8 protein-coding genes are annotated in these 7789 nt (G+C 68.9%); 7 read left to right on the top strand and 1 reads right to left on the bottom strand.

The features are described 5' to 3' along the window. Positions 1-94: 94 nt before the first annotated feature. The 7 genes from nhaA to OPU66_RS12120 all read left to right on the top strand — a co-directional run bounded on the left by nhaA (position 95) and on the right by OPU66_RS12120 (position 7083). Positions 95-1279 (top strand): Na+/H+ antiporter NhaA, encoded by a 1185-nt coding sequence (nhaA, locus tag OPU66_RS12150; protein ID WP_498553914.1) that lies wholly within the window; start codon positions 95-97, stop codon positions 1277-1279. 11 nt (positions 1280-1290) lie between these two features. Continuing rightward, positions 1291-3054: a DNA helicase RecQ gene (recQ, locus tag OPU66_RS12145; RefSeq protein WP_498553913.1), complete on the top strand. Its 1764-nt coding sequence runs from the start codon at positions 1291-1293 to the stop codon at positions 3052-3054. Positions 3055-3233: 179 nt separating this feature from the next. Continuing rightward, entirely contained in the window at positions 3234-3788 is a 555-nt protein-coding gene (locus OPU66_RS12140; RefSeq protein ID WP_498553912.1) for a PEPxxWA-CTERM sorting domain-containing protein, read from the top strand. A 129-nt stretch (positions 3789-3917) separates the two neighbouring features. Continuing rightward, positions 3918-4346, top strand: a complete 429-nt coding sequence (locus tag OPU66_RS12135) for a protein tyrosine phosphatase family protein (protein WP_498553911.1) — start codon at positions 3918-3920, stop codon at positions 4344-4346. A gap of 10 nt (positions 4347-4356) precedes the next feature. After that, positions 4357-4620, top strand: coding sequence for a hypothetical protein (locus OPU66_RS12130; protein ID WP_498553910.1), 264 nt, complete (start codon positions 4357-4359; stop codon positions 4618-4620). Further along, on the top strand, positions 4613-5593 hold the full coding sequence (locus tag OPU66_RS12125) for a sterol desaturase family protein (RefSeq protein WP_498553909.1): 981 nt from the start codon (positions 4613-4615) through the stop codon (positions 5591-5593). The genes OPU66_RS12130 and OPU66_RS12125 overlap by 8 nt, the downstream gene beginning before the upstream one ends. Beyond that, positions 5497-7083 carry a GMC family oxidoreductase gene (locus tag OPU66_RS12120; RefSeq protein WP_498553908.1) on the top strand — a complete coding sequence of 529 codons (1587 nt, stop codon included), beginning with the start codon at positions 5497-5499 and terminating at the stop codon, positions 7081-7083. The genes OPU66_RS12125 and OPU66_RS12120 overlap by 97 nt, the downstream gene beginning before the upstream one ends. 21 nt (positions 7084-7104) lie before the next feature. On the opposite strand, the gene OPU66_RS12115 is transcribed toward OPU66_RS12120, so the two are convergent. Then, on the bottom strand, positions 7105-7782 hold the full coding sequence (locus OPU66_RS12115) for an MBL fold metallo-hydrolase (protein ID WP_498553907.1): 678 nt from the start codon (positions 7780-7782) through the stop codon (positions 7105-7107). Between the last annotated feature and the right edge of the window lie 7 nt (positions 7783-7789).

The raw sequence follows: 7789 nt of genomic DNA, 5'->3' as shown, positions 1-7789 counted from the left end.
GCGCGCGCCGCCCGGCGCGACTGACGCCGAACGAAGCGGCGATTCTGGCCGCTTGGCGGTTGATCCCGCCGCCATCTGGCGACACAGACAGGTGATGGTCATTTCCCGTCCCGCATCCGCACTGCGTGCCTTCCTGTCGACCGAGGCGGCAGGCGGCTATCTGCTGATTCTCGCCGCCGCACTCGCGCTGACCGCCGCCAATCTGCCGGCCACGGCCGAGGCCTATCATCATTTCGTCCATGCGGTGATCGGGCCGGTGCTGGTGCCCAAGCTTGGGCCGATGACCGTGCATCTGTGGGTCAATGACGGGCTGATGGCGATTTTCTTCCTGCTCGTCGGGCTGGAGATCAAGCGCGAGCTGCTCGATGGCCAGCTCGCCCGCCCGGCCGACCGGGTGCTGCCCGTCATCGCCGCGATTGCGGGCATGGCGGCACCGGCAGCCGTCTATCTGGCCTGTGCCGGGCCGGTGTCCGGGCTTGCCCGCGGCTGGGCGATCCCGGCGGCGACCGATATCGCCTTTGCCATCGGCGTGATGGCGCTGCTCGGCCGGCGGGTGCCGACCTCGCTCAAGCTGTTCCTGACCACGGTCGCGATTGTCGACGATATGGGGGCGGTGGCGATCATCGCGGCTTTCTACACCGACAGCCTCGATCTGGGCGCGGCGGCGGCGGGGCTGGCCGTGCTCGGCGGGATGTTTGCGCTCAACCGGCTGGGTGTGCGTGCGGTCTGGCCCTATCTGATCGGCTTTGTCGCGCTCTGGTATGCCGAGCTGCTGTCGGGCATCCACGCCACCGTGGCCGGCGTGCTCGCCGCGCTGGCGGTGCCGATCCGCGTCACGCCCGCGGCGCCCGATGCCGCCGATTCGACGCTCCACCGCCTTGAACATGCGCTCGCCCCTTGGGTCGCGTTCGTGATCGTGCCGGTGTTCGGGTTCGTGAATGCCGGGGTTGCGCTGGGGGCGGGCACCGATGTGCTGGCACCGCTGCCGCTCGGCATCGCGCTTGGCCTGTTTCTCGGCAAGCAGGCGGGGGTGTTCGGGGCCATCTGGGCGACGGTGCGGCTGGGGCTCGCCCCGCGGTCGGCCGGGGCGGGCTGGGTGCAGATCTATGGCGCGGCGCTGCTGTGCGGGATCGGCTTTACGATGAGCCTGTTTATCGCCGACCTTGCCTTTCCCGGCGATGCGGTGCGCGTCGATGCGGCCAAGATCGGCGTGCTTGCCGGATCGCTGCTGTCGGCGCTGGCAGGCTTTGCCGTGCTGCGCTTCGCCGCCCGCCGCTGAGGCGCTGATTGATGGTCGATGTTCAGGCGCTGCTCCAGTCGGTGTTCGGCTTTCCGGCGTTTCGCGGCGTTCAGGGGCAGGTGATCGACCGGGTGATGGCCGGCCGCCACACGCTTGCCGTGATGCCGACCGGGGCGGGCAAGTCGCTCTGCTACCAGCTGCCGGCGGTGGCGCGCGACGGGCTGTGCATCGTCGTCTCGCCGCTGATCGCGCTGATGCACGATCAGCTGCGCTCGGCGGTCGCGGTCGGCATCCGCGCGGCGACGCTGACCTCGGCCGACGACAATCGCCGCGAGACGATCGACCGGCTGCGCGCGGGCGCGCTCGACCTGCTCTATGTCGCGCCCGAACGCGCGGCGACGCCCCAGTTCCGCGAGCTGATCGCCGACGCGCGGATCAACCTGTTCGCCATCGACGAGGCGCATTGCGTGTCCGAATGGGGGCATGATTTCCGCCCCGATTACCGGCTGCTGCGCCCGCTGCTCGACAGTTTCCCGCACGTCCCCCGGCTGGCGCTCACCGCCACTGCCGATGCGCATACCCGCGCCGACATTCTCGTCCAGCTCGGCCTGCCCGAAGACGGGATGATCATCGCCGGGTTCGACCGGCCCAATATCCGCTATGTCATCTCCCCGCGCGACGGCGCGGCGCGGCAGATTGCCGATCTGGTGCGCCAGACGCCGGGGGCGGGCATCGTTTACGCCCCGTCGCGCGCGGGCACCGAAAAGCTCGCCGCCCAGCTCGCTGCGACCGGGCGGCCGGTGCGCATCTATCATGCCGGGCTGTCGCCCGAACTGCGCCAGGCCAATCAGGCGGCATTCGTCGCATCCGAGGATATGGTGATGGTCGCCACCATCGCCTTTGGCATGGGGATCGACAAGCCCGATGTCCGCTTCGTCGCCCATGCCGCGCTGCCGCGGTCGATCGAGGCCTATTATCAGGAAACCGGCCGCGCCGGGCGCGACGGTGCGCCGGCCATCGCCCAGCTTTTCTGGGGCGCGGAGGATTTCGTGCGCGCGCGCCAGCGGCTGGACGAGGTCGAGCCGGAGCGGCGGGGGAGCGAGCGGGCGCGGCTGGCGGCGCTTGGCGGGCTGGTCGAAACCGGCGAATGCCGGCGCATGGTGCTGCTGCGCCATTTCGGCGAACAACCGGCGGGGCCGTGCGGCAATTGCGACAATTGCCTGACCCCGCCCGCGCGCGTCGACGCGACCGAGCTGGCGCGCAAGCTGCTGTCGGCGGTGTTCCGCACCGGCCAGACCTATGGCGCGGGCTATGTCGAGGAAATCCTGCTCGGCCGCTCGACACCGCGCAGCCAGATGAACGGCCATGACAGCCTGTCGGTGTTCGGCATTGCGGATGCCGGCGATGCGCCGCTGATCCGTCCGCTCACCCGCGCGCTGATGCTGCGCGAGGCGCTGGCCACGACCGAACATGGCGGGCTGATGCTCGGCCCCGAAGCGCGGCCGATCCTGAAGGGCGAACAGCCGGTCGAAATCGCGCTGCCGCCGCGCCGCACCCGGAAGCGGGGCGGGGCGGCGGTGCCGGCGGCCGACGATCCGCTGTTCGACGCGCTGCGCGCCTGCCGCCGCGCGCTCGCCGCCGAAGCCGGGGTGCCGCCCTATGTGATTTTCCATGACGCCACGCTGCGCGACATGGCCGCCGCCCGGCCCGACAGCCTGTGGGCGATGGGCCAGATCACCGGCGTCGGTGCACGCAAGCTCGATGCCTATGGCCCGGCATTCCTGCGCGCGATTGCCGAACATCTGTCGGGCTGAGGGGCCGGCCGACACCCGCCCAGCCACCCACCCACCCAGCCACCCGCCCGGCACTTGCCCGTCCGTGCCTGCACCGCGCGCATCCGTCCCGCACTCGGACGCTGGCCGCGCTTGACTCTTGGTTAACAGAAGATGAACCTCTGGTGGCTCGGGGGAGTTCATTCAGAAGGGGTGCGATCATGAAGACCAGTCTGCTGTTGGCGGCCGCTCTTGCCACCGTCTCCGCCTCGGCCGCATCGGCCGGCACCATCGTGTTCACCGGCAACACCAGCGGCGGGCCGCTCTGGAACCGGCCGGTGCAGGGCAATCCGCCGACGCCGCCGGCATCCAGTGTCGGCACCGCCGTCAATTATCGCTTCCACCAGTTCGCGGTCGATGCGAACGGTGCCTATTCGTTCCAGACGACCGCGACCGGCGGCTGGGACAATTACACTTTCCTTTATGCCAACGCCTTCAATCCGCTGACGCCGTTTGCTAACATCATCGTCGGCAATGACGACAATCCGTTCATCGGCGTGTCGGGCTTCACCACCAACCTCACGGCGGGTACCACCTATTTCCTGGTCGTGACCGGGTTCGACAATGGTAACGCCGGGGCCTATTCGGCCGAGATCCGCGGCCCGGGCAACATCGCCGCCGTGCCGGAACCGGAAAGCTGGGCGCTGATGATCGCCGGCTTTGCCGCGGCCGGCGGCGCGCTGCGCATCCGGCGCTCGCGCATCGCCTACGCCTGACCGGGGTCTGAAAGCTGGGAACGGCCTCGCATGGCGACATGCGGGGCCGTTTTCCTGTCCGGCGGGATCATCGCCCCGGTCCGCGAAATCGCTTATTCACAACGGGGTAAATCCGGTTACAGTTCCGGCATGATCCACCGTCTCGACGAACATATGGCCGTGGCGCCGCAGATCTGGCCGTCCGAATTGCTTCCGCTGTCGGAGCAGGGATTCGCGCTCATCATCAACAACCGCCCGGACGATGAGGAAGCGGGCCAGCCCGCCTCGGTCGAGGTCGAAAGCGCGGCCCGCGTGGTCGGGCTTGGCTATCGCGCCATTCCCGTCACCCATGCCGGGTTCAGCCATGCGCAGATCGACGCGATGGTCGAGGCGCTGTCGGCGGCGCGCGGCCCGGTGCTCGCTTATTGCCGGTCGGGGACGCGCTCCTGCTTCCTCTGGGCGCTTGCCCGCGCGCGGATGGGCGACGATCCGGCGACCCTGGTCGAAAAGGCGGCTGCCGCCGGTTACGATCTGCGGCCGATCCAGGCGATGATCGAGGCGCTCGGCGCCGGGCGATGAACGGCCGGCCATGAACATCGCGCTGATGGCCGGATCGCTGGCGGGGGTGCTGATGCTCGCCTTTATCGCCCGGGCGCTGGGGCTGGGGGGCGCGGTGCTCGCCGACGCGGCCGAGGCCTGTGCGATTGCCGAGGCCGAACAGCCGGGGTTCATCGCCGATCGGGCTGTGCTCGATGCCGATCGCGCGGGTGCGCTGGTGACGGGCATTGACGGTCGGGCGCTGCGCGTGCGCCGCCACGGCGCGCAGTTCGTGGCGGAGAGCCTTGATGGCTGAGCTGCCCGATCCCGTCCAATATGCGGTGCCGGGCTTCATCCTGCTGATTCTTGCCGAAATGCTGGTTGCCCGCGCGCGCGACCGCCGCCGTTATTGCCCGCGCGACACATTCACCTCGCTGATGCTCGGTTTCGGCTCGACGATTGCCGGGGCGCTCAGCGCCGGGCTGGTCTACAGCCTTGCGGTCGCCGTGCACGGTTTCGCGCTGCGCGACATCGGCTTTGTCTGGTGGGCGTGGATCCTGTGCTTCCTGCTCGACGATCTGGCCTATTACGTCTTTCACCGCTCGGCCCACCGGGTGCGCTGGTTCTGGGCCAGCCATGTCATCCACCATTCGAGCCAGCATTATAATCTGTCGACGGCGCTGCGGCAGACCTGGACGGGGTTCATCAGCCTCGCCTTTATCTTCCGGCTGCCGCTGTTCCTGATCGGTTTTCCGCCGGAGATGGTGTTCTTCTGCGCCGGGCTGAACCTGATCTACCAGTTCTGGATCCATACCGAGATGGTCGGCCGGATGCCGCGCTGGTTCGAGGCGGTGATGAACACGCCGTCGCACCACCGCGTCCATCACGCGACCAATGCCGCCTATCTCGACCGCAATTATGCCGGGGTGTTCATCATCTGGGACCGGATGTTCGGCACCTTCACCCCCGAGCGCGACGATCTTCCGCCGCGTTACGGGCTGGTCAAGAATCTGGGGCGGTTCAACCCGATCTGGGCGGCCTTTCACGAATGGGTTGGCATCGCCCGCGACGTGGCGCGCGCGCCGGGCTGGCGGGCGCGCCTGCTCTATGCGTTCGGCCCGCCGGGCTGGAGCCATGATGGCAGCCGCGACACCAGCGAGACAATCAGAGAAAAAGAACAGAGGAGAGTGGCGTGGAAGAATATGACATCGTCGTCGTCGGCGGCGGATCGGGCGGCAGCGCCGTCGCCGGTCGGCTGGCGTCCGGGGGGCGATACCGGGTCTGCCTGATCGAGGCCGGGGGCACCAACACCAGCTGGCGGGTGCGCGCGCCGGGGATGCTGCCCTTCCTGCCCAAAAACACCAATTGGCGGTTCGAAACCGTGCCGCAGCCGGGGCTGAACGGCCGGCGCGGCTATCAGCCGCGCGGCAAGGGGCTGGGCGGGTCGAGCGCGATCAACGCGATGATCTATATCCGCGGCTGCGCCTGGGATTATGACCGCTGGGCCGAGCTGGGCGCGACCGGGTGGAGCCATGACGAGGTGCTGCCCTATTTCCGCCGCGCCGAAGGCAATGTGCGCGGGGCCGATGCCCATCATGGCGGCGACGGGCCGCTCAAGGTGTCGGACCAGAACTGGCCGCACCCCGGCAGCCTTGATTTCATCGAGGCGGGTGCGTCGTTGCAGCTGCCGCGCAGCGACGATTTCAACGGCGCGCAGTTCGAAGGCGTCGGCCTGTATCAGGTGACGCAATATCGCGGCGAACGCTGGTCGGTCGCGCGCGGCTATGTCGAGCCGGAGGTCGCGGCCGGGCGGCTGGCGGTCAAGACCGGCGCGCTCGTCGAAAAGATCGGGGTCGAGAATGGCCGCGCCCGCACGGTCACCATCCGGCGCGGCGGGCGGAGCGAAACGCTGGTCGCGCGCGGTGCCGTCATCCTGTCGGCCGGCGCGTTCGGCACGCCGCAGACGCTGATGCTGTCGGGCATCGGCCCGGCCGAGCATCTGCGCGAACAGGGCATTCCGGTGGTGCTCGACCGCGCCGCCGTGGGCGCGGACCTGCAGGACCATATCGATTATGTCTCGGGTTATGAAACCGACGGCTATGAGTTTCTGGGCGGATCGGCGCGCGGCGCGGTCAAGCAGATCGGCGCGATTGTCGAATGGCTGCGCCACCGCACCGGGCGGCTGACCACCCCCTATGCCGAGGCCGGCGGCTTTGCCCGCACCAGCCCCGATGTCGCGGTGCCCGATGTGCAGTTCCATTTCGTGCCGGCGGTGCTGGAAGATCATGGCCGCACGCGGGTGAAGGCGCATGGCTTTTCCTGCCATGTCTGCGTGCTGCGCCCCGAAAGCCGGGGCACGGTGCGGCTGGGCAGCCCCGATCCGCGCGCCGCGCCGGTCATCGATCCGCGCTTCCTGTCGGACGACCGCGATACGCAGGTGCTGCTGCGCGGCACCAAGCTGATGCGCCGCATTCTCGAAGCGCCGCCGCTTGCCCGGCATGGCGGGCGCGACCGCCACACGGCGGGGATCGAGGATGATGCGCGGCTGATCGAGATCATCCGCAACCGCGCCGACACCGTCTATCATCCGGTCGGCACCGCGCGCATGGGCAGCGATGCCGATGCGGTGGTCGATCCGCGGCTGAAGGTGCGCGGGCTCGACGGGCTCTACATCGCCGACGCCTCGGTGATGCCGCGCATCGTCAGCGGCAACACCAACGCGCCGACGGTGATGATCGGCGAACGCTGCGCCGAGTTTGTGACCGCGGATCTGGCGTAACGCGAGACCGGGTGCCGGCCGTCAGCCGGCCAGCACCCGGTCGGCGACGAACGGATTGGTCTGGCGTTCATGGCCAAAGGTCGACATCGGGCCATGGCCGGGCACGAAATGCGTGTCATCGCCCATCGGCCACAGCCGGGTGGTGATCGCGGCGATCAGATCGGCATGATTGCCGCGCGGGAAATCGGTGCGCCCGATCGATCCCTGAAACAGCACATCGCCGACAATCGCCAGCCGCGAGGGCGCGTGATGGAAGACGACATGGCCGGGCGTGTGGCCCGGGCAGTGGCGCACGCCCAGCCGCAGCTCGCCGACCGTCACCTCGTCGCCATCGACCAGCCAGCGGTCCGGCTCGAACACGCGGCCGTCAATGCCATAGCGGCGGCCGTCATCCTCCAGCTGCGCGATCCAGAACCGGTCATCCTCATGCGGGCCTTCGATCGGCACGCCAAGCTCGGCGGCCAGCATCCCGGCCTGACCGCAATGATCGATATGGCCATGGGTGATGAGGATCTTTTCGATCTCGCACCCCGCCTGCCGCACCGCGTCCTTGAGCTTGGGCAGATCGCCGCCCGGATCGACCAGCGCGCCGCGATTGGTGCGCGTGCACCAGAACAGCGTGCAGTTCTGCTGCAACGGCGTCACCGGCACGATCATGGCCCTGAGAGGGGGCGTGTGCGGGGGAGGAGGCGTGGTCATGCCCGGC

The sequence above is a fragment of the Sphingomonas sp. URJC2 genome (assembly GCF_059803575.1).
Note: the sequence above shows the minus strand (reverse complement) of the source record. Positions and strands in the feature narration are given on the sequence as shown.